Source organism: Ruegeria sp. CDSA141 (genome assembly GCF_059612005.1).
Map to the genome: position 1 here is coordinate 1 of NZ_JBXWPT010000002.1, position 23,104 is coordinate 23,104.

General features: G+C 56.5%; 21 protein-coding genes and 1 riboswitch. Of the genes, 13 read left to right on the top strand and 8 right to left on the bottom strand.

Features of this window, described 5'->3' with window-relative positions; genetic code table 11:
• Positions 1-29 precede the first annotated feature (29 nt).
• Positions 30-701 carry a nuclear transport factor 2 family protein gene (locus AC2FLP_RS03965; RefSeq protein WP_496681653.1) on the bottom strand — a complete coding sequence of 224 codons (672 nt, stop codon included), beginning with the start codon at positions 699-701 and terminating at the stop codon, positions 30-32.
• Between the two features lie 597 nt (positions 702-1,298).
• Here AC2FLP_RS03965 and AC2FLP_RS03970 point away from each other — a divergent pair.
• The 3 genes from AC2FLP_RS03970 to AC2FLP_RS03980 all read left to right on the top strand — a co-directional run bounded on the left by AC2FLP_RS03970 (position 1,299) and on the right by AC2FLP_RS03980 (position 4,194).
• A complete protein-coding gene (locus AC2FLP_RS03970; protein ID WP_496710047.1) occupies positions 1,299-2,237 on the top strand; it encodes a carbohydrate kinase family protein in 939 nt (312 codons plus the stop codon).
• Positions 2,238-2,371: 134 nt separating this feature from the next.
• Positions 2,372-3,130, top strand: a complete 759-nt coding sequence (locus AC2FLP_RS03975; protein ID WP_496681658.1) for an alpha/beta fold hydrolase — start codon at positions 2,372-2,374, stop codon at positions 3,128-3,130.
• 113 nt (positions 3,131-3,243) lie between these two features.
• Positions 3,244-4,194 (top strand): DMT family transporter, encoded by a 951-nt coding sequence (locus tag AC2FLP_RS03980; protein WP_496681661.1) that lies wholly within the window; start codon positions 3,244-3,246, stop codon positions 4,192-4,194.
• A 389-nt stretch (positions 4,195-4,583) separates the two neighbouring features.
• On the opposite strand, the gene AC2FLP_RS03985 is transcribed toward AC2FLP_RS03980, so the two are convergent.
• From AC2FLP_RS03985 to AC2FLP_RS03995, 3 genes are all read right to left on the bottom strand, one after another.
• On the bottom strand, positions 4,584-5,042 hold the full coding sequence (locus AC2FLP_RS03985) for a hypothetical protein (RefSeq protein WP_496681664.1): 459 nt from the start codon (positions 5,040-5,042) through the stop codon (positions 4,584-4,586).
• A gap of 436 nt (positions 5,043-5,478) precedes the next feature.
• Positions 5,479-6,201, bottom strand: a complete 723-nt coding sequence (locus AC2FLP_RS03990; protein WP_299896077.1) for an FG-GAP repeat domain-containing protein — start codon at positions 6,199-6,201, stop codon at positions 5,479-5,481.
• Positions 6,201-6,524: a 2Fe-2S iron-sulfur cluster-binding protein gene (locus tag AC2FLP_RS03995; protein WP_117869348.1), complete on the bottom strand. Its 324-nt coding sequence runs from the start codon at positions 6,522-6,524 to the stop codon at positions 6,201-6,203. Before AC2FLP_RS03995 ends, AC2FLP_RS03990 begins: the two co-directional genes overlap by 1 nt.
• Positions 6,525-6,651: 127 nt before the next feature.
• On the opposite strand from AC2FLP_RS03995, the gene AC2FLP_RS04000 reads away from it, so the two are divergent.
• The gene (locus AC2FLP_RS04000) at positions 6,652-7,023 is read left to right on the top strand and encodes an OB-fold nucleic acid binding domain-containing protein (RefSeq protein WP_117869347.1); all 372 of its coding nucleotides are present in this window, start codon (positions 6,652-6,654) and stop codon (positions 7,021-7,023) included.
• 237 nt (positions 7,024-7,260) lie between these two features.
• Positions 7,261-7,758, top strand: a complete 498-nt coding sequence (locus AC2FLP_RS04005; protein ID WP_496681668.1) for a hypothetical protein — start codon at positions 7,261-7,263, stop codon at positions 7,756-7,758.
• A gap of 69 nt (positions 7,759-7,827) precedes the next feature.
• Here the strand turns inward: AC2FLP_RS04005 and AC2FLP_RS04010 are convergent, their stop codons facing one another.
• On the bottom strand, positions 7,828-8,526 hold the full coding sequence (locus AC2FLP_RS04010) for a glutathione S-transferase N-terminal domain-containing protein (RefSeq protein WP_496681670.1): 699 nt from the start codon (positions 8,524-8,526) through the stop codon (positions 7,828-7,830).
• A 121-nt stretch (positions 8,527-8,647) separates the two neighbouring features.
• Positions 8,648-8,725: riboswitch (SAM riboswitch) on the top strand.
• Positions 8,726-8,786: 61 nt separating this feature from the next.
• On the opposite strand from AC2FLP_RS04010, the gene metZ reads away from it, so the two are divergent.
• Together metZ and folE2 are read left to right on the top strand one after the other, a co-directional pair.
• The gene (gene metZ / locus AC2FLP_RS04015) at positions 8,787-9,992 is read left to right on the top strand and encodes an O-succinylhomoserine sulfhydrylase (protein WP_117869344.1); all 1,206 of its coding nucleotides are present in this window, start codon (positions 8,787-8,789) and stop codon (positions 9,990-9,992) included.
• Between the two features lie 232 nt (positions 9,993-10,224).
• A complete protein-coding gene (gene folE2 / locus AC2FLP_RS04020; protein ID WP_117869343.1) occupies positions 10,225-11,328 on the top strand; it encodes a GTP cyclohydrolase FolE2 in 1,104 nt (367 codons plus the stop codon).
• 338 nt (positions 11,329-11,666) lie between these two features.
• Here folE2 and AC2FLP_RS04025 read toward each other — a convergent pair whose 3' ends face one another.
• Positions 11,667-12,422, bottom strand: coding sequence for a hypothetical protein (locus AC2FLP_RS04025; protein ID WP_496681673.1), 756 nt, complete (start codon positions 12,420-12,422; stop codon positions 11,667-11,669).
• A gap of 11 nt (positions 12,423-12,433) precedes the next feature.
• Here AC2FLP_RS04025 and AC2FLP_RS04030 point away from each other — a divergent pair, with 11 nt between their 5' ends.
• Together AC2FLP_RS04030 and AC2FLP_RS04035 are read left to right on the top strand one after the other, a co-directional pair.
• Positions 12,434-13,882 (top strand): TrkH family potassium uptake protein, encoded by a 1,449-nt coding sequence (locus tag AC2FLP_RS04030; protein WP_496681676.1) that lies wholly within the window; start codon positions 12,434-12,436, stop codon positions 13,880-13,882.
• Positions 13,882-15,456: a thiamine pyrophosphate-binding protein gene (locus AC2FLP_RS04035; protein ID WP_299896096.1), complete on the top strand. Its 1,575-nt coding sequence runs from the start codon at positions 13,882-13,884 to the stop codon at positions 15,454-15,456. Before AC2FLP_RS04030 ends, AC2FLP_RS04035 begins: the two co-directional genes overlap by 1 nt.
• A 51-nt stretch (positions 15,457-15,507) precedes the next feature.
• Here AC2FLP_RS04035 and AC2FLP_RS04040 read toward each other — a convergent pair whose 3' ends face one another.
• A complete protein-coding gene (locus tag AC2FLP_RS04040; RefSeq protein WP_496681679.1) occupies positions 15,508-17,247 on the bottom strand; it encodes a serine protease in 1,740 nt (579 codons plus the stop codon).
• Positions 17,248-17,453: 206 nt separating this feature from the next.
• Here AC2FLP_RS04040 and AC2FLP_RS04045 point away from each other — a divergent pair, with 206 nt between their 5' ends.
• The gene (locus AC2FLP_RS04045) at positions 17,454-18,383 is read left to right on the top strand and encodes a glycine--tRNA ligase subunit alpha (RefSeq protein WP_299896102.1); all 930 of its coding nucleotides are present in this window, start codon (positions 17,454-17,456) and stop codon (positions 18,381-18,383) included.
• Positions 18,384-18,391: 8 nt separating this feature from the next.
• Here the strand turns inward: AC2FLP_RS04045 and AC2FLP_RS04050 are convergent, their stop codons facing one another.
• The gene (locus AC2FLP_RS04050) at positions 18,392-19,024 is read right to left on the bottom strand and encodes a MarC family protein (protein WP_496675070.1); all 633 of its coding nucleotides are present in this window, start codon (positions 19,022-19,024) and stop codon (positions 18,392-18,394) included.
• 78 nt (positions 19,025-19,102) lie between these two features.
• On the opposite strand from AC2FLP_RS04050, the gene AC2FLP_RS04055 reads away from it, so the two are divergent.
• The 3 genes from AC2FLP_RS04055 to glyS are packed head-to-tail and all read left to right on the top strand — an operon-like array spanning position 19,103 to position 23,070.
• The gene (locus AC2FLP_RS04055; protein WP_299896108.1) at positions 19,103-19,624 is read left to right on the top strand and encodes a DUF6446 family protein; all 522 of its coding nucleotides are present in this window, start codon (positions 19,103-19,105) and stop codon (positions 19,622-19,624) included.
• A gap of 8 nt (positions 19,625-19,632) precedes the next feature.
• Positions 19,633-20,841, top strand: coding sequence for a sodium/glutamate symporter (gene gltS, locus AC2FLP_RS04060; protein ID WP_496681683.1), 1,209 nt, complete (start codon positions 19,633-19,635; stop codon positions 20,839-20,841).
• 9 nt (positions 20,842-20,850) lie between these two features.
• On the top strand, positions 20,851-23,070 hold the full coding sequence (gene glyS, locus AC2FLP_RS04065) for a glycine--tRNA ligase subunit beta (RefSeq protein ID WP_496681686.1): 2,220 nt from the start codon (positions 20,851-20,853) through the stop codon (positions 23,068-23,070).
• Positions 23,071-23,104 lie beyond the last annotated feature (34 nt).

The following is a 23,104-nucleotide window of genomic DNA, read 5'->3' on the forward strand; positions in this document are numbered from 1 at the left end:
GATACACCCCTGAAACTCAGGGGCTTGAATCACGCAGCCAAGTCGACCGCAACCAAATTAATAGGTCCAGAACCTAAACGTCCACCGCTTTCAACAATCTGTGTTTCGACCAGTCGCAGATGTCTTCCGAGGGCGTCTGTCCAAAGTGTATCTCCTATAGCCTCAGCAATTGTCGTGCTATCCGCTATGTCAGTAAACATAATGGTCGCAATCCCACTTTGCCCGAGTTCGTAGGGTGTAGAGAGGGCGGCATCGAGCAACTCCTCAAAGCCTCTGGCCTCGTATCCGAAGCCTTCGACGTTGTTGACCGGAATGGAATTGTGAACGTGCACGATCTTCCAGGACCCTTTTTCGAGTTTCAGAATGACTGTGGAGCGCAGATGCGCGGACTGCCCTGTCTCAATGCCATCAATCCTTGCTTCCCATTCCACCCAACCAAGTGATCCACATTCAAATCCTCTCAGTTCCTTTGCGTTCCACCGGAATCGTGGGACCTCTCCGATGTATTGCTCCATACCGCGACGCAGAGCATCACCTTTCCAGGCCTCACCTTGGGCTGAGCCGAAGTATGACAAGGCAGCATCGTCAGAAAATAGATGTGCCACCGTCTCACCATCGCCCCGGCCATAGGCGTTTATCCAACGCTCCACAATCGCTGCAAGTTCCGGGGAGGGGCTTATCGTATCTCTCATGCCGGCCATGATAAGAACTTCGCGCCGTATCTCATAGGGTCTGATGAACTGAACTTAGTCACAGCCGTCAAAATTGGTGGAGCCCTTGCTTTGGGGATAGCAAAACCCGATGACAGCCAGTGCTTCAACGCTCGTCGTGATGCCGATGCGCTCTTACCGCAAACGGGCTGTCGTCAGCGCCCGTAGGACAGTTCAGGGTGATTTGAAAAGGGAAAAAACCTGGCGCATTGCAACCAAAAAAGAGCGGAGATCAGACAGAAACTAAAGCTCCAAAACATTCGCCACGCACCAAGCAAACTATTTTCAGCAGACGAAATGATTGGAATCGTGCTGAACGACCCTGAGGTCATTCAGCAAAACGCGGTAGGCGCCCATTATTTAGCCCAAAGCGACTGAAGAAGCGTTTCGTTGGAAAGATGATTGTCTGGTGGCCTGAGGCGACAGTAGATCAATCAGTAACCTGGTTGCTGAGTGCGCAGCTCAAAGAGGTCTGTTAATCTCACGGCATCATTACTTTCTATGTAGGAATTTTACGTGCTCAGTCCGATACAGCCCGGAAAAGTGAGGCAAGGCATCGCCTGCGCGGGAAATTGGATTCTCGACACGGTGCACACAATTTCGCATTGGCCAGAAAAGTCAGGTCTGGCGCTTATTGAAAACCAGCATATCGACCTTGGCGGCGGACCGGCCAATGTCGCATTGGGTTTGAAAGCTATGGGTGTTTGTTACCCGGTGATCCCAATCGGGCTGATCGGCGCGGGAGCTATGGGCGACGAAGTCTTGCGTCTTTGCGCCGAGGTGGGGCTACCGGTGAACGGCTTGCAGCGAACAACACGGGCAACAACATCACAGACGCATGTAATGAACGTGCAGGGCGACAGCCGCACGTTCTTCCACCACCGTGGTGCGAACAGTTTGTTTGACGCTTCGTCGATAAAAATTGATGAGTTATCGGCGGCCGGAGTTAGGCTCTTTTATCTTGGTTATCTAACTTTGCTCGATAAGCTGGATGAGGTTCTGCCGGAGGACAAAACCAGTGCCGCACTGGTTTTGTCGGACGCCAGAGCTGCGGGCATGCTAACCTGCGTTGACCTCGCATCTTTCAGATCCGGCGCATACAGAGACATCGTGTCAAAGACGCTTCCGGAAATCGATTTTCTGTTTGCGAACGAACTTGAAGCCGAGGAGGCGACAGGTATCACCCTGACGCAGAGAACTGATGCCAACGAAATGATGAAAGCGGCTCGCATTCTGAAGTCTGGCGGGGTCAACCGGGCTGTCATAATCCATAGCCCGACGCAAATTGTATGTTGTGAGAACGAGGTTGAAATCGCTTTCGCACCGGACCCTATACCTGCGGAGCAAATAATCAGCCCGGTGGGCGCAGGTGACGCTTTCTGCTCCGGCGTTGTCCATGGAATCCACGAAGACTGGCCAATTGAGAGTTGCCTCAAATTTGGAGAGAGGGCCGCCGCCGCCTGCCTGTCCGGGCATACAGCCACTGATGGGTTAAAAACAATCTCGGTACCGCAGACCCCACTATAGTGAAACCACTCGGACCGAAGGCAAGTTAGTGCGCTGAGCCAAACTTGAGGTCGTCTGAACCGATCCTGAGATATACAGAAACCGTCAGATGACCGGACTGAGCCCAAAGTGTCGAATGCTGCGGAGCCGTGTTAATGTCCGCATACGATGCTCTGGAAGCCGAAATGACCAAATGCCCCAGTCAATTGAACGATGAAAGACCCGCCATTCTCTGTGTTGCAGGATTTGGTGACAATGCGAGCATGTTTGAAGGCTTGGCTAACACAAACCTTGCCAACAGCTTTCGTCTGCTACCGATTAATCTTCCGGGATTTGGCGCTCAGCCTCTGGCAAAGAAAACAACTCTCGAAGCACTCGCGCAAACCGTCGCCGACGAAGCGAACAAGCACGGAGCCGAGATTATTGTCGCTCATTCGGTTGCTTCAATCATAGCTTCACTGGCTGCCAAAAAGGCCAGCTGTCCTTTGACAACCATCATTTCTTTAGAAGGAAATATCACTGCTGAGGATGCCTATTTTTCTGGAACTGCCGCCGACTACAGTGATCCGGTTGCGTTTCGTGCGGCGTTTCTTGAGCGGCTTGATGAAATGGCAAAAACGGCACCAATAATTCGACGGTATCGCGATGAGGTATCGAAGGCCGATACTCTGGCGCTGTGGCAACTCGGCACCGACGCACGGCATTTTTCAGCAGGCTGCGTGCCCGGCGAGCTTTTGCTGAACGCGGCAAATGTGATTTATCTCTACAACCCCGACAACTGTCCGGATAGCACCGTTCGTTGGCTGGAAGAAAACAAGATGGATCGGATCGTTCTCGAAAAGGCCACACACTGGGCGAGCGTTGATCAACCCGAAAGGCTTGCAGAAATGATTGCTGAGGCACTCCACCGATAGACGAATACAGCCGTTCACAATTGGATAGATGGAAGCTGGCTTTGTAATGGTTTTCCGCAAGAACCGGGTCGCGGTGTCGGGGTCACGTAAGCTAATCCGTTAGGTGATAGTTAGTGACGGAACCAGAAGACATGACAAATCGCCCCATGCCAGCAATGGATTTTACAGCAAGCGTCATGCTGCTTCTGCTCGCTGCGGTTTGGGGCGGGTCCTTCTTCTTCGGCGAGGTTGCACTGGCCGAAGTGCCCCCGCTGACAATAACGCTGCATAGGGTGATCTGGGCAGTCCCTATTCTGGCACTCATCGTCCTATTCAAAGGATTGAGTGTTCCACGTGCCCCTCAGGTATGGGGAGTTTATCTCGTCATGGGAGCGCTCAACAATGCCATCCCATTTTCGTTGATCTTCTGGGGGCAAACGCAAATAGACAGCGGGTTGGCCTCAATCCTCAACGCAACAACAGCAATGTTTGCAGCGGTCGTGGCTGGCTTACTTCTGAAGGATGAGCCGCTGACTCCGAAGAAAATAGCCGGTGCTGCCTTGGGTATTATAGGGGTGGCCTTCATTATGGGGCCAAGCGCATTAACTGAGTTTAACCCGAGCAATCTGGCACAGCTGGCTATCCTTGGGGCGACGCTCTCTTATGCTTTTGCTGGGGTCTGGGGCAGAACAGCTCTTTCGGGCCAACCACCACTTGTAAATGCACTTGGTATGCTGATCGGCAGCACAGTACTTATGATCCCCATTGTTCTTGTGATGGATGGCCCCCCAAACTTCGCTCTGTCTGCTGGTGTATGGGCAGCGCTTATTGGGATAGCCGCTCTATCAACAGCGCTGGCCTATGTACTTTATTTCGCAATCCTCGCGCGCGCCGGAGCCGCCAATCTTCTATTGGTTACGCTGCTGATCCCACCGTTCGCTATCGGCCTTGGTGTCACGTTTCTTGGTGAAAAGATGGAGCCCAACGCTTGGGTTGGGTTTGCCATCATAGCGTTGGGCTTTGTCGTAACTGACGGTCGGCTTTTTGCCCGCTTCTTTCACCGCCAACCCCAACAAGCTGAGTGAGTCAAATTACGGGAAAGCCTGGCGAATGGCAGATCTGTCCCGCGAGTTGTGAGATTGATCAAACGGCAATTTTGCGAGAGCAACGAACGACAGGTCCTACGGGTCACGCAGCAGCACATGATGTCTTTGGCGAACCACGATCGTGGTTTCCCGTTTGATCCCCTCAGCGGTAACGAGAATGTTTCACTGTGTGTACGACAATGAATTGAAAGTCCAATTTGGTTGCGCCCGCATGGACGGGCAAACACAGCGTTAATAGCCCGTTCGGCATGTCATGGTCACCGGGGCAGGGGCTTATACTGCCACCGCTCCAATGTCAGAACTGAGCCCTATACGGGCTTTGCCAACATTTCGAACCAGCATCATCCCCGACCTTTTCAGTTCGAGTTTCAATCCTTATCGGGCAAGTCAACCTCGCCTTCCCAGTCAGAAATACGGTGTGGTAGCGCCAGGAATTTTGACGCCACACGTGTTTTGGTCGTCCCACTTCCAGCCATCCCCGAATATTTGCCGGTAGAGGAAACGATCCGCCAGTTGTTGACGCCGAATGAAACAACCTCCCATCTCATGGTGAACGTGTCCTCTTCTTCACCATAAACACAGACACCACCGCCGCTGACACCGCTGGGTCCGCCGAAACCCGAGCCCACGCACCGGACAAAACCAGGATCGATTGGTCCCTCGTCAACGGTATAAGTCCCATAGTTGTCCTCTTTCCAGAACACGTCCTCGCCCGCGGAAATTTGCTCTTGGTTGACGACATAGAAGTTCGTTGCCGACACTTTCTCTGCAGCAGTCAGACAATGAGGTGCAATGAGAACTGCGGGGATTAGCATTGAACGTAACATGTTGTTTCCTTCGACAGTGGGGCAACGCCAGCATGATAGAGCCTACGAAATTTATTGCTAGGAAAGGAACGCATAACCGGTCCTGCAAAGTCAGCTTCGTCCGCAAATGGTGAGTTCAATCTACTTTAGTTTTCGCGGTCACGGCGAATGTCCGCTAAGCAGGCTGCGACCGCAGCATCGCAACCACGTGTTCAAGGTCGCCTTTGGGCCGATTTTGACGTTCGCGCTTGGGCAATGCCCGATGGATCACAATCAGGGGTGACAACTTCTCGACCGCAACTGAAAGTACAACTAACGAATGGGCTAAGGTCGCTGCCCCCTCGGTTTTGCGGTCTCCCTGCGCTGTGCGCGTTCGCGGTCGAAATCGTCCACTGGACGATTTTCTTTCAACCGCCCACCCCCCCCCAGGCTGTTTTTGGCCAGATGAAGAGGCGGATCAGCAGTTCAGGGCTTGGGCTAGGCTGTTGTGGCCTTTGAACGGGCCCAGGTCAGATTTGATCCAGCCGTTGTCGTAGGAGACGCTGACGATCCGCGACCAGTCGGCGCTGGCTACGATCAGTTCCGGGCGGTCGCCGCAGGTGCGCAGGCCGCCGGAAATGAAATCTTCACTGATCCTGTGGTTGGTCAATCCGGGCAGAGCGGCGACTTCTGCCAACCCGCCGTCTTTGAAGCGCCAGATACGCAATGTATTGGCTAGGTGAGGGCGGTCGATGTAAGCGATCTCGATATGCCCGTCGCCGTCCAGGTCGGCGGCCCCAATCGGGGCGAGCCAGCGGAAGCGGGTGCCTATGTAAGGAGTTGCAGCGATAAGGCCGCCACCGTTGTAGATTGCGAGCCTTGCACCTTTGTCGCGATGGCTTTCGACTACAAGTGCTTCGCGACGGTTATCATTGTCTATGTCGACAAGGCGCGGTTGGATGTCTTCGAAAACCCGTTCCTTGGGTAGCCGGATTGTATATTTTGCCCATGTAGGTGCGTATTGCAGAACCAACGCGCCGTACTCGATCTGATCGCCGAGAACGCCATGTGGATACCGCGAAGTGGGTTCGGCGTATTCCGCCGAGCCCAGTGGTTCATATTGCCATGGTTGCTGTGACCGAGCCTGAAACGGACAAACGCCAAATGCGATTGCGACGGCGGCGACCGGCCATGAAGACATCAGATTTGTTTTTCGGGCATCTGAACGACCAGCCCGTCCAGCGCATCCGTGACTTTGATCTGGCAGGTCAGGCGCGAGCGGGCCGGATCGGGCTCGAACGCAAAGTCCAGCATGTCTTCTTCCATGTCATCCTTTGCCGGAATTTTTTCGATCCAGTCGGGATGGACGTAAACATGGCAGGTCGAGCAGGCGCAGGCGCCGCCGCAATCGGCCTCGATGCCGGGAATGTTGTTGTCACGGGCCCCTTCCATGACGGTCAGTCCGTTGGCGACCTCGACTGTATGTTCGGTACCGCCGTGCTCGACATAGGTGATCTTTGCCATTGCGTGCGTCTTCCTTTTGCGATGTTCGATTTCTTCCTTAGTGAAGGCATTTAGGTCTTTCCAGCCTCATTTGCGACTCAGTGCGCCGTGTCTGGACTTTCTTGCCATTTGTTCTATTTTTGTTCTTATGCTTGTTACACCCATTCGCCCTGTGGCTTCAAACCGTGATTGGCCGCGCCCGCCGTCTTGTCTGCCTTCCAACCAACTGGATTCCCCGTCCGAGGGTGCGCGCGTGGCTGTGGCCGGGCTGGTGATCCTGCGGCAGAGGCCGGGGACGGCCAAGGGCGTGATCTTTCTGACGCTTGAAGATGAGACCGGGATCGTGAATGTGGTGGTCTGGCGCAAAATCTACGAACAGTTCCGCCGTGCGGTGATTTCGGGGCGGTTGCTGAAAGTGACAGGCCGGATGCAGCGGGCGCATTCAGTGACCCATGTGATTGCGGAAGATATCGAGGATATTTCGGGGATGTTGGATGTGCTGGTGCGGGGCGAGGGGTAGGCCAGCTTTCACGGGCAAAAGCCGACGTCTGCGTTGCCGCCTTGCGCGCACCAAGACCTGTGCTCGCCTGGTTGCCCCCTGATGCAACGGCGGAACAGAGGCGCTTTTTTGCCACTTTGGCGCTGGTTGGTCGACTCTTTGATGCCGCGTGAGTAATGGCAGGCAACTCTATGCGTCGCCTGTGTCAGAACGCAGACGCGATTGCACGCTACTCACATCATCTCAGAGTCGGTTCAGATGCCCAACGTAACACAACATGGATATTTCGAAAAAAACGTCCATCTGGATGAGAGCCAGATAACCAGTCGCCTCGAGGAGCTCTTGGCGCTTACACGCTCAAAGGGATATGTGCATACCGCCAGAATGATCGAAGAAGCATTGAATGCCCATTCTTTCGAGCACAGACACCTTGGGAAAACCCAAAAATACCTCTCGGAATTGCAACATCTAAAGCGCAAAGAGATGACACGTTTGGTGGAAGAAACCGGTGAAAAAATGCATTCGGTTCCCAACTTTCGTTCGGCGCGCTCGAAGGTGCCGGGTGGCCTTTCTATCGATACGAATGAGCGACCCGCAGAACCAGTTGGGAAAAACGCGGTAAGGAAAACGCAAGCGGCTTTTGTCCTGACGCCCCGGATGCGCGTTGACCACAGAAATACTGCCGCGTTGCGCAGTGGGGTTTGGAGGAATAGACCGATGTCTTTCCCTGCGGAGCCCGAATTCAAGTTTCGCTAGCCGATCCTGCCGCGACCAAGGCAGCCAGGGCCGATGATCAGCGTCAATCCAAACGGGTTTTCAACGCAGTCATCGTTTGAACAAGACCTCCTGCGCCTGCTTGTCGCGATTGTCTCCACGTAGATCTGCGTGCAGAGCGCGCCCGGCCTGAACGCCGGGGCGGGCGCCGACGGCCTTCAGCCAGCGCGCAAAGTGGGGTTTGTCCTCCAGCACTTGCTGCTGCCCTTCCCACAGGCTGGCCCAGCCCCAGATCGACATGTCTGCAATCGAATAGAAGTCTCCTGCAACGTATTCGTTCTCGGCCAGCCGTCTGTCGAGTACCCCGTAAAGACGACCGACCTCGGCCCGGTAACGGTCTTTGGCGTAGGGCAGGTCCTGTGGGGGGCTCAGCTGAGGGGCGTATTTCAGGAAGTGATGCGCCTGACCGGCCATCGGACCAACGCCGCCCATCTGCCACATCAGCCATTCTTCGACGGCGATCCGCTCACGCTCGGTCTTTCCATAGAACCGCCCGGTCTTGCGGGCCAGATACATCAGGATTGCGCCGCTTTCAAAAACCGAGATCGGTGTACCATCTGGCCCGTCTGGATCCACGATTGCTGGCATCCGGTTGTTCGGGGCGATCTTCAGGAATCGGGGGGCGAACTGATCACCCTTTCCGATATCGATCAGATGAGTGGTGTAGGGCAGCTCCATCTCTTCCAGAGCGATGGACACTTTCCAGCCGTTCGGTGTGGGCCAGAAAAACAGATCAATCGGGTCAGCCATGTGTTCTCCTGATGTTGGGGGGATCATGCGGGTTTCTGCCGGCTCGGCAAGTGCGGTTTACGAAAGCGTGACCGAATGCAAGCCGGGCTTGACCGCAAACCGCCCGAGGCGTATTGCCATCCCAGAGCTACGTGGCGATTTGTTACCGGATTGCGGGCCACGCTAAACAACACCGCTAAAAGGTCAGGATGAAAGACCCCTTTCGCTTGGCCGCGTCTGGGGTTTTTTGTTTGCCTCCGCCAGAGGCTGAAAGGAATGAGATGAGCGAGAACTGGAACAAGCGCACACAAGCCGTCCATGGCGGTATCCGCCGCAGTCAGTACAATGAGGTGAGCGAGGCGATTTTCCTGACGCAGGGCTTTGTCTACGAAAGCGCCGAACAGGCCGAAGCCCGGTTTCTGGAATGCGGCCCCGATGAGTTCATCTATGCCCGCTATGGCAATCCGACCGTATCTATGTTCGAACAGCGTATAGCGGCACTTGAAGGTGGCGAGGATGCGTTCGCGACGGCCTCGGGCATGGCGGCGGTCAACGGTGCGCTGACCTCGATGTTGAAGGCCGGGGACCATGTTGTTTCAGCAAAGGCACTGTTCGGGTCCTGCCTGTACATTCTTGAGAACATCCTGACCCGTTTTGGCGTCGAAGTTACCTTTGTGGACGGCACCGATCTGGAGCAATGGCAGGCAGCGATCCGCCCGGGCACCAAGGCGGTCTTCTTCGAATCCATGTCGAACCCGACTCTTGAAGTGATAGACATCGCATCCGTGTCCGAGCTGGCCCATGCAGTCGGTGCCATTGTGGTGGTGGACAATGTGTTCTCGACGCCCGTCTTCTCGCGCGCGATAGAACAGGGCGCGGATGTGGTCGTTTATTCGGCAACCAAGCACATTGACGGGCAGGGCCGTGCGCTGGGCGGCGTCATCATCGGCACCAGGGACTTCATCCGCGGAACCGTTGAGCCGTATCTGAAGCATACCGGCGGCGCGCTCAGCCCGTTCAACGCCTGGGTCATGCTCAAAGGTCTGGAAACCATGGCGCTGCGCGTCAATGCGCAGGCCGACAGCGCGCAAAGGATCGCGGAGGCGCTTGAAGGGCATCCCGCGCTGTTGCGTACCCTTTACCCTGGTTTGAAGACCCACGCGCAAAATGCTCTGGTTCAATCGCAACTTGGCGGAAAGGGCGGAACCGTGTTGTCTCTGGATATCAAGGGTGGCAAGGACGCGGCTTTTGCTTTCCTGAATGCGATGACCATTCCTGTGATCTCCAACAACCTGGGCGATGCCAAGTCGATCGCGACGCACCCGGCGACCACCACCCACCAGCGCCTGAGCGATGCACAAAAAGATGAGCTGGGCATAACGCCGGGCCTGATCCGTTTTTCAGTTGGCCTGGAAGACGCAAGGGACCTGCTGGCGGACATCCAGCAGGCATTGGAGGCTTCGCAGAAAAAAACTGGAGCACAGTGAAAAGCCTCTTACCGTCTGGGGGCGTCGCGTTGTCTGTGAACGCGGTGTCTTTTCGGGTGGTATTCACGGTTGAAGCCTGACCTTTGCGTCTGCGAAAGGCGTAATTCGTTGCGAAATGACGGTTTTGCGCCGGTTTTTTCAATCCGGACTGCTATTTCCTGCGTAATGGGTTAAACTGGTAAGTGACCTGCAGCCGTATATATTCTGCCGACCATTCGAGGAACCGCAGCCGATGAACGTTCACCCGCGCGACATTGATGATACTCCGGATCAGGAAAAAGCCGCCGAGGCTCTGAAGGTTCTGCGGCAATGGGCGGAATCTGCGACGGCATCCGAGATCAGCCAACTGGATCCGGCTATTGCGCGGCTGGTGCCCGGCATGACTGCGGTGAACTACCCTTCGCTCTCGCGCGAGTACCCGGATGGTTTCTCAGTTGACGCGGATTACCGCGCGACATTGCCTGATTTGCAAAACGGTCCGTCCAGCCTGATCCGCGGTGCCAAGCAGCAGATACAGCATGTCGGCATCTCGAATTTCCGCCTGCCGATCCGATTTCATCGGAAAGAGGGTGAAGACCTGACGCTTGAGACGTCAATCACCGGTACCGTCAGCCTTGAGGCCGAGAAAAAGGGCATCAACATGTCCCGGATCATGCGGTCATTCTACAAACATGCTGAGCGCACATTCAGTTTCGAAGTGATGGAGGCGGCGCTTGACGACTACATGACCGATCTGGACAGTTTCGATGCCCGTATCCAAATGCGGTTTTCCTACCCGGACAAGATCAAGAGCCTGAGATCGGGTCTGGAAGGGTACCAGTATTACGACATCGCTCTGGAACTGGTGGAATCCAACGGTGTGCGCCAGAAGATCATGCATCTGGACTATGTCTATTCCTCGACCTGCCCGTGCTCTTTGGAACTGAGTGAACATGCCCGTTCCACGCGGGGACAATTGGCGACACCGCATTCGCAACGTTCTGTCGCGCGGATTTCCGTGGTCGTCGATTGCGACGCCGATTGTCTGTGGTTTGAAGACCTGATCGAGCTATGCCGACGCGCGGTTCCGACCGAAACGCAGGTCATGGTCAAACGTGAAGATGAACAGGCTTTTGCCGAGCTAAACGCCGCCAATCCGATTTTTGTCGAAGATGCGGCGCGCTTGTTCTGCGCTGAATTGCTGGCAGATCATCACGTCGGTGATTTCCGGGTTGTCGCCAGCCATCAGGAAAGCCTGCACAGCCACGACGCCGTGTCGATTCTGACCGAAGGACCAACCTTTGCGGCATCCAGCTTGGATCCAAGACTGTTCACCACCCTGTTTCACGTTGGGTGAATACACCTGCGTAAGCGGTTAGAATTTGATCAGAGATTTCATCTGTAGGCGCTCCTTTGCCGCAATGCAGCAAAAATGCTGCATCTGCTCGTTTTTTTGTTGTATGTCCATAGGGAATGCAGCAGCCGTTGTATGCCAATTGAATGGTGAACGGCCCTGAAAGGAGGCCGAGACGTGAGACGCCTTGGACTGCAAGACCGAAACCGTCGCTCGAGAAATCGAAGCGGACAAGGCACTAGTCACAAATCTCGGGCTGCATCGTTTTTACAGGAGAAACATGTAATGAATCCGATTACCCAACCGCTGGAGTTTCAAGCTGCGGCAATTCGCATGGCAGGCTACGCAATGGTCAACCAGATAAAGATCATGCAAATTGTGGCCCGTTCTGCGTTTGAACTGCCCATGGCACCTGTGCAAGCACTGCACTCGGCTGCATCAGCTCCTGCAAAACCGGTTAAAAAGACGACGGTCAAGGCCAATGCTACCGCGCCGCGCGTGTCAAATTCAGCGGCCCAAAAGACCGCTGTTGCGAAGAAACCGGTAAAGAAGGTTGTTGCGGTTACACCGAAACCCGAACCCAAACCCAAACCTGCAGAGTTTTCCGCGAAGCCACGCGCCGCCGCCACCCCTAGGGTTGAAACTGCAGTGAAAGCCAAACCAGCACCAAAACCGGCACCGCAGCCAAAAACAGAAACGAAACCGGCTGTATCTGGTGCCAATAACGTTAAGCCAGTTGCACGGAACGCGACCCCTGCCGCGTCTTCCTCGGGTGCATCAGCCCCGGTGAAAAAACCTCGGGCCCGACCTGCGGATTCCGCGGCCAAGGCGCCCTCCGCACGGTCCAAAGCTGCTAAGACGCTTGAAAAAACCGAATCGACCCGAGCAAAACCCGCGCCCCGTACGCCCAAGGCAGCATCTCCGAAGCAAGCGCCTTCTGCTACGCAGCCAAAACCCGCGGCAGCGGTAGAGCAATCAAAACCGCAGGCGCGCAAAACCCGGTCGCCGTCGAATCCACCCTCGATGCCGGGGGCAGATACCAAAACAGACGCGTAATCCGGGATCATCTGCTTGACACGGTCGGGCTGGCGCGCCAACGCTGCGCGTTATGATGGATCTTCGCCCGGTCGGATATGTGATTGGCTTGCTGGTCGCCATTCTTGGGGCGACCATGCTGTTTCCTATGCTTGCGGACATCATCGAGGGTCGCGGCGAATGGAATGTCTTCCTGGAAAGCGCGATCATCACGATGCTGACCGGATCCGTTCTGGCGATGAGTTGTTCGAATGGCGTGGGCGAGGGGTTGACCATTCGGCAGACCTTTCTGTTGACAACAGGGGTCTGGGTTGCGCTGCCCGTCTTCGGTGCAATTCCGTTTCTGTTCGGTGAAACCGAGCTGCGCTTTGTCGATGCGTATTTCGAGGCGATGTCAGGACTGACGACGACAGGTTCGACCGTGATATCAGGGTTGGACGCGCTGCCGCAGGGGCTTTTGTTGTGGCGGGGTATCCTGCAATGGCTGGGGGGTATCGGTATCATCGTTGTCGCCATGGTGTTCCTGCCGGAATTGCGGGTTGGTGGCATGCAAATCTTCCGATCGGAAGGATTTGAAACCATGGGAAAAATCCTGCCACGCGCGCAAGAGATTGCGGGACAGATTTCCCTGATCTACGTCTTTCTGACTCTTGTATGCGTGCTGGTCTATGCCGGGTTAGGGATGAGTTTTTTTGACGCGTTGGTGCACGCATTCACGACGATGTCTACCGGCGGTTTTTCGAACTATGATGCCTCGTTTGGAACATTTTCAGGCCCGGCCGAATATGCTGCATCCGTCTTCATGATTTTGGCGGCTCTTCCCTTTGTGCGCTATGTCCAATTGGCCAATGGTCATACGGCGTCCTTATGGAAAGACAGTCAAATACGGGCATTTCTGGCGACCATTCTGGTTCTGGTTGTCATCATGTCAGTCTTTCTGACCTCGGTCTTTCCCCATCACTGGGAACAGGCGTTCCGCGAGTCGTTGTTCAATATCACCTCGATCATCTCGGGGACAGGATATGCCAGTGTCGATTACATGGGGTGGGGCAGCTTTCCGATCATGTTGTTTTTCCTGATCGGATTGATAGGTGGATGCGCGGGGTCGACGGCGTGTTCGATCAAGGTTTTCCGGTATCAGTTGCTGTTTGCCTCGATCAGAAGCCAGATCAAACGGATCAGGTCCCCTCATGGCGTGTTCATGCCGCTCTATGATGGAAGGCCGGTCGGACGGGACGTTCTGACCTCGGTGATGAGTTTTTTCATGTTCTTCGTTCTGTCGATGGGCGTGTTGTCCTGGGCGCTGGCACTGACAGGTCTGGACTTCATTACTTCCGTGTCCGGGGCCGCGACAGCGCTGGCCAACGTTGGCCCGGGTCTTGGCGATCAGATCGGACCTGCGGGTAATTTTGCAGGTCTCAACGATACGGCCAAATGGCTGCTGACAACCGGAATGCTGGTCGGGCGGCTCGAGCTTTTGGCCGTATACGCGATCTTCACCGTTCAATTCTGGAGAGGCTGATGAAAAGACCCCTTGGCGCGCAAATCTCGCATATGCTCAAGGATCGTGGTGTGGATGTGATTTTCGGCATTCCCGGTGTCCACAATCAGGAAATGTATCGCGGTATCGAAGAGGCCGGAATCACGCATGTTCTGGCCCGGCACGAGCAGGGGGCTGGCTTTATGGCTGACGGTTACGCGCGTGCGACCGGCCAGCCCGGCGTCGCCTATGTGATCACCGGTCCCGGTTTGTGCAACATCATGACCCCGATCGGACAGGCCTACAGCGACTCGGTTCCGATGCTGATTCTGTCCTCCTGTCTGGATGAAACACATGCCGTCCGGGGCCAGTTGCACCAGATGAAAGATCAACGTGCCGCGGCCGGTACGGTTGCGGATTGGTCTCTACAGGCCGATTCCGCCGAAGCTGCCTATGGGCTGATAGAACGGGCGTTTGAAGAATTCGAGCTTTTGCGCCCGCGACCCAAGCACATTCAGGTGCCCATCGCACAGTTGGAGGCCGAGGCCGACCCGGCGCCGTTCCCCAACCAGCCCGCGCTGCGCACCAAAGCGTTGCCGCCTGACGTGTCATCGGTTGTGTCCATGTTGAACCTGACCCGCAGGCCGCTGTTCATTCTGGGTGGGGGCTGCAAATCCAATGAATGGCGGCAGATTCTGACGCAGCTGGGGGCGGCGTGCTTTACCACCTATGCCGGACGTGGGCTGTCGGGCGCAAATTATCCGCTGGATTTCGGGTCCATGTTGCCGCGTCCTAGCAGTGCCGAGGTGATAGCATCGGCTGATCTGGTGATCGCGGTAGGGGCCGAGCTGGGCGAGGTCGATTTGTGGCGGCATGAGTTGGGGCACAAGGCGACCTTGATACGCGTTGATCTCGACCCCGAGGTTCTGTCTGATCGCCGCCGCGCCGCCATCAAGCTGCAAGTCGACAGCCAGAGCTTTGCCCGCGCCCTGTGGCACGCAACCCAGGACATGAAACCAGCAACGGGCTGGTCAGCCGAGGAAGTGGCCGACACGCGCGCCCGCTGGCGTGCTGAGGTGGATGCCGAGCGGCCGGGAATCGTGCCGATTGCAGATGCCCTGCGTGCGGCCATGCCGGCCGACACCATGATCTATTCGGACATGACGCAATTTGCTTACGTAGCAAAAGAGGTATGGGACATGGCCTATCCTCATCACTGGCATCATCCGACGGGGTTTGGCACTCTTGGCTATGGGTTGCCCGCCGGTATTGGCGGGGCGGTTGCCCGACGCCGCAAACCCACGGCCGTTATCGCCGGGGATTACGGGTTCCATTACACGATGCAGGAACTGGGCGTGGCGGTTGAACTGGGTTTGTCGCTGCCCATCATTCTATGGGACAACGGCAAACTGAAAGAAATCGAGGACAGTATGGTGCGCAGTCAGATCGCCCCCAATGCGGTCATGGCCCACAATCCTGATTTCTGCAAACTCGCCCAAGCCTTCGGTGCGCGCTCTTCAGCACCTTCGAATGTGGCAGAGATGCAAAGTGCAGTCCGAGCCGCATTCGACGCACCTGTGCCAACCTTGATCCACGTGACACCTGACATTCTGTAACAAAAAAGCGCCGCACTTTCCTGCGGCGCTTTTTGTTGATGTGCTGTCGGATCAATCCCAGCAGCGAACCAGAACCGTCATCCCGGTTGCGCGCCGGTTCAACTCATTGGGCGAGATCCGTGTGGTTTCCTCGCTCGACTGACCGGCCACTCCGGCCTCTGCCAGAATTTCGGTCAACCGATCAACGGTGGCCGCAAGGCTGACCGAAGCGGGCAGGGTGCGCCCTTCGGACGGTGTGGGCAACAGCATTCCGACGACGTTGCCGCTGTCATTGAAAACGGGGCCGCCTGCGTCGCCGGGTTGGGCGTTCAACGCCAGACGCTTGACGCCCGCCTCACCTTTCAGCCCACGAACGTCAGCGACCTGCCCGAAGGTCAGAGAAGGGCCGCCTAATGCGCCCTCATAGGAATAGCCGGACACGGCCACCTCCGACTTGATGCGCGGAATGGCGGCACTGAATGCGGCGACGCTCATGGGGGCGAGTGTCTTTGCAGGACGCAGGACTGAAACGCCAAGTTCAGGGTCTGTCAGGGCCAGTTGAACCTCCTGATCACCATCCAGCGTGATCCGCGTGCACCTGTCTGCGGCCTCAGAAACCGTCAGTACTGTCCCATTCTCATCCGCGAAGAAACCAGAACGTGTCAGTCGGGGCTTGCGGACCTGAAGGCCCGACACCAGATCAATGCGCTGTTCTGCGGATGCACCGGCGGCGGCATCCAGAACCGCATCCGTTGTGCTGAAGCTGGACTTCATCGCTGACAGAACTCGCAGGCGACGTGCCTCGTCTCCTTCGGGCCAGACAAGGGTGAAACCCTTGATTTTTCCATCCGCCAATTGCGCTTGCGTAAAGGACACTATGCCGTTGCCGCGTCCTTCAAGGGTAAACCGGTCGCGGCCCAGTTCACGAGGGCCATTCAGCGGAACGATCTCAAACGATTGCATCACCTCGTAAAGGGCGCGGAGCGTGTTCTTGTCTCCCTCCTGGCTGATCAGGAGCGCGTTGGCGTTCAGGTCAGAGATGCTTTTGAATTGTGCGAAGGGGGCTTCATAACGATCAAGGCTCAGAGCGCCCAGAGGCATGTCGAGCACAATCCCGGCCTTGTCGTCGGAATACCGCTCCATTCCGACAGAGATCAGCGGCGCGTTGTATTCATCCATCAGGGCCTTGCGCTGCAAAGTGGTCAGCACCCCCGTTGCATCAAACCCGTTATAGCGCTGCCAATCGCTCATCGAGCGGCGGGTGCCTTGCCCGAACGCACCATCAATGGTCGAGTTGTAAAACCCGGCCGCGCGCAGAGCCGTTTGCAGATCTTTGCGTTCCTGCGCGGTCAGCAGACGTTCGGACTGCAGCGCCTGTGCGCGGTTTTCATCCGAATTCTGAGGCGTGACCACGGCCGGGGCTTCTTCCAGTTGCGCTGCCGGTTCAATTGGTGCCGCGACGGTGCCACGGTTCAGTACATTTGCTCCGACGGGCCAGAACTGTTGTCCCATCGCACTGGAAAATGCGATGTAGCTGTCGCGCGGGATCTGGCCCTCGGTCTGATAAACGCGCAATACCTGTTCGGCGTCAGTGCGTGCATAAGGGCCGATCACGATTGCATACCAGCCGCTGTTCAGACGAAATCCGTTCACGTCCGGTAACGCGCCGGCATAGGCCTGTGCCCGCTCTTGTGCTTTGCTCAGCGAGGGCTGAGCCTCGATCTGGACCCAGACGCCGGGATCTTGTTGCGCGGTTGCGGCGCGCAGGCCGACCAGAAGAAACAATAGGATTATTGAAAATACGCGTGTCATAATCTGCCCGTTTTATGCAGTGTTCGTGCTTTGGCACAGAATACGCGAATTCACTTGCGAAACGCCATGCCATGAATGCGGGGAATTTGCTGTGTGGCCCTGCAGATACAGGCTTGGCCCCAAGCCCCGTTGACGCCCCTTGGCCCCTTGCATAGGAAGGGCAAAACCGACCGGAACCGGGCGTAAAGGCGCCCAGAGGGAATGTCATGACCGAACCGACCAGCGCACCGCGTTCATTTCAGGAGATCATCCTGCGGCTTCAGACCTATTGGGCGTCAAAAGGCTGTGCGATTCTGCAGCCCTATGACATGGAAGTTGGGGCCGGAACGTTCCATCCCGCGACGACCCTGCGCGCGCTGGGATCCAAGGCTTGGGCCGCGGCTTACGTTCAACCGTCGCGCCGCCCGACGGATGGGCGTTACGGTGAGAACCCGAACCGGTTGCAGCACTACTATCAGTATCAGGTGCTGATCAAACCCAGCCCACCGGATTTGCAGGAACTGTATCTGGGGAGCCTGCAAGCCATCGGTATCGATATGGATCTGCATGACATCCGGTTCGTCGAAGATGACTGGGAAAGCCCAACACTCGGCGCGTGGGGCCTGGGTTGGGAAGTCTGGTGTGACGGAATGGAAGTAAGCCAGTTCACCTATTTTCAACAGGTCGGCGGGCATGACTGCGCACCGGTATCAGGCGAACTGACCTATGGGCTTGAGCGTCTGGCCATGTATGTTCTGGGCATTGATCACGTGATGGACATGCCGTTCAACGATCCCCAGTCGCCCAGCCCTTTGACATACGGCGATATCTTCAAGCAGACCGAAGAGGAATACGCCCGCTGGAACTTCGATGTCGCGAACACCGAGGTCCTGCTGCGTCACTTCGAAGAGGCCGAAGTCGAGTGCGCCGCCATCCTGGCGCAGGAGGATGTGGACCCCAAGACTGGCAAACGCATCATCATGGCGCATCCCGCCTATGATCAATGCATCAAGGCGAGTCACATCTTCAACCTGCTGGACGCGCGCGGGGTAATCTCAGTGACAGAACGGCAGGCCTATATCGGGCGAGTTCGGGCGCTGACCAAACAATGTGCGGATGCATTCGTGCAGACCGAGGCCGCCGGGTTTCAGGCCTGATGAGGCAATCAGGCCAGTCCGGGCAAAAGTGCTTTGAGTCCGTCTGCGATCATGCTGACGGCAATGGCGGCAAGGATCATGCCCATGAAGCGGCTCATGATCACGCGCGCGTTGCTGGACAATCGTTCAGCCAGCCACGCGGCGTTCCAGAACGTGATCAGAAGCAGGCCAACTATGGTGAGGAATACTCCTGCATAAACAAAGGCTTCGACCGGAGTTTGGACCTGATGTGCATACAGGATCAGGGTGGTTATCGTGCCGGGGCCCACCAGGATAGGAAAGGCCAGCGGGTAAAAGGCCACAGTGTCTGGTTCGGGGTAAGCCTCCTTCTCTCCCTTCGTTCCGTGGTGAGAGGTGCTTTCGTTTCCGTTCAGCATGTTGAGGCCGATCATCATGACGACCAGGCCACCGGCGACGCGCAGGTGATTGACGCTGATGCCAAAAAGGCCAAGTGCTTGACTTCCAACCAGCGCAAAGGCACCACCAAGGATCAGGCAATAGATCACCGTCTTCACCGCAATCTTGCGCTGGTCGGCGGCAGGCAGGTCCTGAGTGACGCTCAGAAACACCGGCAGGTTGGTAACCGGGTTCATGATCGCAAACAATGCGCCGAAAAAACCGACAGCAAGCGTGGAATCCATGGTGTTGACCTCATTAATGCCTGTACTCGGATGAAACCTGTCCTATTTTACAAGAACTTGAAAGAGGCGGTTTAAGAGATGACGGGAAAACTGCTGGCAATTGTCCTGTTGCTGTCGGCCCTGGTCGCCGGGGCCGGAATGTATTATTTGCAGATCTACGGTTTCTACTATGAGGTCGAAGCGCAACCCGGTCAGGACGTGGTCCTGATGACGGAAGAAGGCGATACGCCCGTCCCGATCCCCTATTCAGAGTTTCAGGCGATCGACGCAGACAGTTCTCCGATCCGCTACCGCGGCTGTTTTGAAACGGATCTAAAACCGGATCAGATGGCCGGATTTATTCCTGTCGAAAACCCCGAACCATTGACCGCGCCGGGTTGGTTTGACTGTTACGACGCCGTGTCGCTAGGCGATGCGCTGAAATCAGGTCAGGCTCAGGCGTTCTTGGGTGTGAAAAACATCCATTTCGGCGTCGACCGGATTGTGGCGGTTGCCAAGGACGGCAAGGGGTATGTCTGGCACGCGTTGAACAATTGCGGTGAAAAAGCCTATGACGGTACGGTAGTGGGTGAGGAGTGCCCAAAACAGCCTGATAACTGAGGAAAACCATGGCCGACGCCGTTTTGATCCCGGACTTCATTACTGCAACTCTGGGATTTGCGGTGTATTTGATGGGTGCCCGGATTAACAGCAAAGTCGCGGTTCTTAGACAGTTCAACATTCCTGAACCGGTCACAGGCGGCCTTTTGGCCTCGCTCGTGGTCTTGCTTCTCTATCTCGTTGCCAATGTTGAGCTGTCATTCGAGTTGCAGACCAGGGACGCTCTGCTGGTTCTGTTCTTTGCCGGAATCGGATTGAACGCGCGGCTTTCTGACTTGATTGCCGGTGGTAAGCCTTTGATGGTCCTGCTGATTTTGACGCTTGTTACGATCGTTGCGCAGAACGTTATAGGCGCGGCGGGGGCTTCCTTGTTTGGCTATCCGGTGCAAGCTGGCGTTCTGTTCGGTTCGGCCGCATTGATTGGTGGACACGGAACCGCAGTCGCATGGGCACCCGAAGTGGCCGGCGCAACGGGTCTGGATGGTGCAACCGAACTTGGCGTTGCTGTGGCAACGCTTGGTCTGGTGCTTGCAGCGCTGGTGGGTGGCCCCATCGCCCGTCTTCTGGTGGAAACACGAGGCCTGTCGCCGGACCGCCCTGACGAAGAACATACGGTCGGACTGCCGGAAAAAACGACGGCGGCCACCGAAATTGACCATATGACCATTATGCGCGTGCTGCTGCATCTGAACCTTGCGATTATTCTGGGCTATGCGCTGGGCGAGGCGATTTCGGCAGCGGGGCTGAAACTGCCGCTGTTTGTGCCCTGTCTGATCATGGGCATCGTGATCTCCAATGTCCGAGCGGCCATCGCTCCGTCGGCGCCGCAGGTTGCGCGTACACCGTCACTGGCATTGCTGTCTGAATTCGCTCTTGGTGCTTTTCTGGCAATGTCATTGATGAGCCTGCAGTTGTGGACCATCGCGGAACTGGGCATGGCAATTGCCGTGATCATGTCGGCGCAAACTCTGTTCACGGTCGTTTTCGTGATTTGGGTTTTGTTTCCCTTGATGGGCTCGAACTATCGGGGGGCGGTGCTGGCAGCGGGCTTCGGGGGATTTGCCCTGGGCGCCACACCCACGGCGATTGCAAATATGACCGCGGTAACCAAGCGATATGGGCCTTCGCCTATTGCCTTTATCGTGCTGCCCCTTGTATCCGCCTTCTTTGTGGATATCGCAAATGCCATCGTCATTCAGACGATCGTAAATTTCTAAGGACCGACAATGCCCGACTTGCTGATCGAACTGTTTTCCGAAGAGATTCCTGCGCGGATGCAAGCGCGAGCAGGTGAGGATCTGAAAAAGCGGATTGCTGATGGTCTGGTCGAGGCTGGCTTGACTTATTCAAGCGCTGCCACCCTGACGACACCCCGCCGTCTGACATTGGCGGTGGAAGGTCTGCTGGCGCAAAGCCCGACAATCCGGGAAGAGCGCAAAGGACCCAAGGTCGGCGCGCCGGACAAAGCGATTGAGGGTTTCCTGCGGGGCGCGGGCATGACCCGCGACCAACTGGAAGAGCGCGAGACGCCCAAGGGCGCCGTTTATTTCGCCACCATCGAGAAGGCGGGTCGTCCGGCCGCCGAGATCATTGCCGAAGTGCTGGAGGCCACCATTCGCAATTTCCCATGGCCCAAATCCATGCGTTGGGGCAGTGGCAGTCTGCGGTGGGTCCGTCCGTTGCATTCCATTCTGTGCATCCTGACCGATGACGCCGGGGCGCAGGTCGTTCCGATGGAGGTCGATGGCATCCGTTCCGGTAACACCACAGCCGGTCATCGTTTCATGGCCCCCAACCGGTTCCCGGTTACGTCTTTCGAGGACTATGCCGCCAAGCTGAAACGCGCATTCGTGATTCTGTCACCGGATGAACGCGCCGAGCACATCTGGAATGATGCGCAGAACATGGCTTTTGCCGCCGGTCTGGAAATTGTAGAAGACAAGGGACTGTTGGCAGAAGTGGCCGGTCTGGTCGAATGGCCCGTGGTTTTGATGGGCCAGATCGATGACGAGTTTCTGGAACTGCCGCCCGAAGTGTTACAGACCTCGATGAAAGAGCACCAGAAATTCTTCTCGGTGCGCAAAACCAAGACAGGTCGGATCGAACGGTTCATCACCGTCGCCAACCGCGAAACTGCTGACAATGGCGCGACCATACTGGCGGGGAACCAAAAGGTGCTGTCGGCACGTCTGGCCGATGCCAAGTTCTTCTGGGAGAACGACCTGCGCATTGCCAAGTCGGACATCACCCAATGGACCCGTGCGCTGGAGAACGTGACCTTCCACAACAAGCTGGGCACCCAGGCCCAACGGATTGATCGCATCGCGGCGCTGGCCCGTGAACTCGCGCCGGTGACGGGCGCCGACCCGGATCAGGCCGAGAAAGCCGCGCGTCTGGCCAAGGCCGATCTGAGTTCCGAGATGGTCTATGAATTCCCCGAACTTCAGGGGCTCATGGGGCGTTACTATGTCGAAGCGGCAGGCGAAGACGCTGCCGTGGCTGCTGTGGCGCAGGAACACTATTCACCGCTGGGCCCATCGGATGACGTGCCAACCGCGCCGCTGTCGGTGACCGTGGCACTGGCGGACAAGCTGGATACGCTGACCGGGTTCTGGGCGATTGATGAGAAACCTACCGGGTCGAAAGACCCGTTCGCTCTGCGTCGCGCGGCGTTGGGTATTATTCGCCTGGTGTTGAATAACAACCTGCGTCTGAAGCTGGATCGATATTTTGACAGCCAACTGGTGCGCGCAGAAAGTGCCGCAAATGATGCGCTGGCGACCGATGATATCAATGCGTTGTTGGGCGAAATCGCAGACCATGGCGTCTTTGGTGCGGCTTTCCAGGCGGTCAAGGAAAAGCTGGCTAAGATGCCGAACGGCGACTTCCTGCGATTGGAGAAAAAGGTTCCCGATACGTCCGATGACCTTTTGTCCTTCTTCCACGACCGGCTCAAGGTCTTCCTCCGAGATGAAGGCATCCGCCACGACATCATCGACGCCTGTATCGCGAAGGATGGCAATGACGACCTCAATCTGCTGGTCAAACGAGCGCGCGCGCTGAATGCCGTGATCGCGACCGAGGATGGGGAAAACCTCGTGCAGGGGTTCAAACGTGCCAACAACATCCTGACCCAGGCCGAGGAAAAGGACGGAGTGGAATACTCCTACGGAGCAGATGTGAAATTCGCCGAGACCGACAGCGAGAAGGCGGTTTTTGCGGCTTTGGATAGGGCTCAGTCGCAGATCGATGTGGCTCTGAAGTCCGAAGACTTCCCAGCCGCTGTGGCCGCCATGGCCGCGCTGCGCGGACCTGTGGATGGGTTTTTTGAGGACGTTCAGGTCAACACCGACAATGACGTTGTCCGCCGCAACCGACTGAACCTGCTCAGTCAGATTCGGCAGGTTTGTTCCAGCGTGGCCGATCTGTCGCGGATCGAAGGCTAAAACCTCGGGCACGCAGCGATGCGTGCCCACAACG

Excerpts from the sequence above, each read along its gene's own strand:
- AC2FLP_RS03985 (WP_496681664.1), bottom strand. The coding sequence starts at position 5,042 with ATGTTACGTTCAATGCTAATCCCCGCAGTTCTCATTGCACCTCATTGT.
- metZ (WP_117869344.1), top strand. The coding sequence starts at position 8,787 with ATGAGCGAGAACTGGAACAAGCGCACACAAGCCGTCCATGGCGGTATC.
- gltS (WP_496681683.1), top strand. The coding sequence starts at position 19,633 with ATGGCCGACGCCGTTTTGATCCCGGACTTCATTACTGCAACTCTGGGA.
- AC2FLP_RS03995 (WP_117869348.1), bottom strand. The coding sequence starts at position 6,524 with ATGGCAAAGATCACCTATGTCGAGCACGGCGGTACCGAACATACAGTC.
- AC2FLP_RS03975 (WP_496681658.1), top strand. The coding sequence starts at position 2,372 with ATGTCCGCATACGATGCTCTGGAAGCCGAAATGACCAAATGCCCCAGT.
- AC2FLP_RS04050 (WP_496675070.1), bottom strand. The coding sequence starts at position 19,024 with ATGGATTCCACGCTTGCTGTCGGTTTTTTCGGCGCATTGTTTGCGATC.
- AC2FLP_RS04040 (WP_496681679.1), bottom strand. The coding sequence starts at position 17,247 with ATGACACGCGTATTTTCAATAATCCTATTGTTTCTTCTGGTCGGCCTG.
- AC2FLP_RS03965 (WP_496681653.1), bottom strand. The coding sequence starts at position 701 with ATGGCCGGCATGAGAGATACGATAAGCCCCTCCCCGGAACTTGCAGCG.
- AC2FLP_RS04030 (WP_496681676.1), top strand. The coding sequence starts at position 12,434 with ATGATGGATCTTCGCCCGGTCGGATATGTGATTGGCTTGCTGGTCGCC.
- AC2FLP_RS04055 (WP_299896108.1), top strand. The coding sequence starts at position 19,103 with ATGACGGGAAAACTGCTGGCAATTGTCCTGTTGCTGTCGGCCCTGGTC.
- AC2FLP_RS04000 (WP_117869347.1), top strand. The coding sequence starts at position 6,652 with ATGCTTGTTACACCCATTCGCCCTGTGGCTTCAAACCGTGATTGGCCG.
- AC2FLP_RS04035 (WP_299896096.1), top strand. The coding sequence starts at position 13,882 with ATGAAAAGACCCCTTGGCGCGCAAATCTCGCATATGCTCAAGGATCGT.
- folE2 (WP_117869343.1), top strand. The coding sequence starts at position 10,225 with ATGAACGTTCACCCGCGCGACATTGATGATACTCCGGATCAGGAAAAA.
- AC2FLP_RS03990 (WP_299896077.1), bottom strand. The coding sequence starts at position 6,201 with ATGTCTTCATGGCCGGTCGCCGCCGTCGCAATCGCATTTGGCGTTTGT.
- AC2FLP_RS04045 (WP_299896102.1), top strand. The coding sequence starts at position 17,454 with ATGACCGAACCGACCAGCGCACCGCGTTCATTTCAGGAGATCATCCTG.
- glyS (WP_496681686.1), top strand. The coding sequence starts at position 20,851 with ATGCCCGACTTGCTGATCGAACTGTTTTCCGAAGAGATTCCTGCGCGG.
- AC2FLP_RS04010 (WP_496681670.1), bottom strand. The coding sequence starts at position 8,526 with ATGGCTGACCCGATTGATCTGTTTTTCTGGCCCACACCGAACGGCTGG.
- AC2FLP_RS04005 (WP_496681668.1), top strand. The coding sequence starts at position 7,261 with ATGCCCAACGTAACACAACATGGATATTTCGAAAAAAACGTCCATCTG.